The sequence below is a fragment of the Ornithinibacillus liuyingii genome (genome assembly GCF_055550225.1).
This window is the reverse complement of record NZ_JBPWOS010000024.1, coordinates 1-1,484: the sequence shown is the minus strand read 5'-3', so window position 1 is coordinate 1,484 and position 1,484 is coordinate 1. Positions and strand designations below refer to the sequence as shown.

General features: G+C 35.2%; 2 protein-coding genes. Both read right to left on the bottom strand.

Annotated features, from left to right (window positions below):
* Positions 1–30: 30 nt before the first annotated feature.
* On the bottom strand, positions 31–975 hold the full coding sequence (locus tag ACSKT4_RS19045) for an IS3 family transposase (RefSeq protein ID WP_366481271.1): 945 nt from the start codon (positions 973–975) through the stop codon (positions 31–33).
* Positions 861–1,430: a helix-turn-helix domain-containing protein gene (locus tag ACSKT4_RS19040; RefSeq protein WP_186871528.1), complete on the bottom strand. Its 570-nt coding sequence runs from the start codon at positions 1,428–1,430 to the stop codon at positions 861–863. The genes ACSKT4_RS19045 and ACSKT4_RS19040 overlap by 115 nt, the downstream gene beginning before the upstream one ends.
* Positions 1,431–1,484 lie beyond the last annotated feature (54 nt).

The window sequence follows — 1,484 nt, the reverse complement described above, 5'->3', positions numbered from 1 at the left end:
GGTGGCAACCCCTTAAAGTTAGAGTTTATATTATGCAGCTGATTGACTGGATTGAGTTCGGTATTCTACCGGACTCAGTCCAGTCAATTTTTCTTTTGATCGTTCGTTGTTATACCAGTAGATATAATCTTCTATTCTTCTTTTTAATTCTTCATAGCTCACAAGTTTTTCACCATAATACATTTCTTGCTTTAAAATGCCAAAGAAATTCTCCATCGAAGCATTGTCTGCGCAGGTTGCTTTACGTGACATGCTTTGGAATACTTTATTTCTCTTTAATGTTTTCACCCATTTGTTGTGCTGATAATGCCAACCTTGATCCGAATGGATGGTGGTACGGTAAGTTGAGTGATTCTTTATAATCTTAATTGTTTGGTCTAAAGATTCAATGACAAGATCCAACGTTGGACGGTTGTTGATTCCAAATGAAATAATTTCACCATTATAAAGGTCAAGTATAGGGCTCAAATATAACTTCTCTTCGCCTAGACATTTAAATTCTGTAATGTCAGTTACTAGTTTTTGAAGAGGTATGGGAGTATTAAAGCGACGGGATAAACGATTTTTTGCTATCTTACCAACATTCCCCTTATAGGAATTGTATTTCCTAGACTTCCGCATAAATTTTACACATTTCAATCCTAATTCGCGCATAAGTCGATACACTTTTTTGTGATTAACACCATGCCCTAATTTCTTTAATTCCTTTGTGATTCGTTTATAACCATAGCGTTCGTGAAACTTCTTAAATAGGTCGGTAATGAGTTCTTTCAGTGCTGTGTCTGGATCTTCTTTCCCGAAATTTTTTACATGATAGTGATAGGTTGCTTCAGGAATGCCCACAACAAGGAAAATATCCTTTAATCTGAATCCCTCTTCTTTGAGTTCGAATGCCCATTTTGCTTGTGCTTTTCGAGGAAGACATTCGGATTTTTCCGAAAAGCTCTCAGCTTTTTTAAGTAAGCAATTTCTAATCGCAATAGTTCATTCTCACGTTCTAACGCTGCTTCACGTGTTAACTTTTTATCTTCTTTTTTTGTTTGTTTATTGATATTGGATTTCTTAGACATCGAAGGCCGCCCCTTTGATTTTGGTTTCAGGCCTTCTACTCCTTTTTCCTTAAACTCTTTCATCCAGCGATTAATTAATGAAGGATTGTTTAATCTAAAATGATTAGCAGTTTCCAGATAAGAAGCGCCTGTCTCTTTCATAAATTGTATCGTACCTAATTTAAATTGAACAGAGTATGCTTCCTTCCCTTTTCTTTGTTTTAATCCTTCCATTCCTTGAGTCTTATAAGCTTTTACCCAATTTTTAATAGAAGTTTCAGACGGCATGTTGTATTTCCTCGACAGTCGTAAATATCCAAGATTTCCATCCAAATATTCAATAACAAGCTTTATTTTAAATTCCTCACTATATTTGGACATAAAAAACACCCCCAAAAGTTAGATATACTACTCTAACTTTTGGGGGTAAGTGCC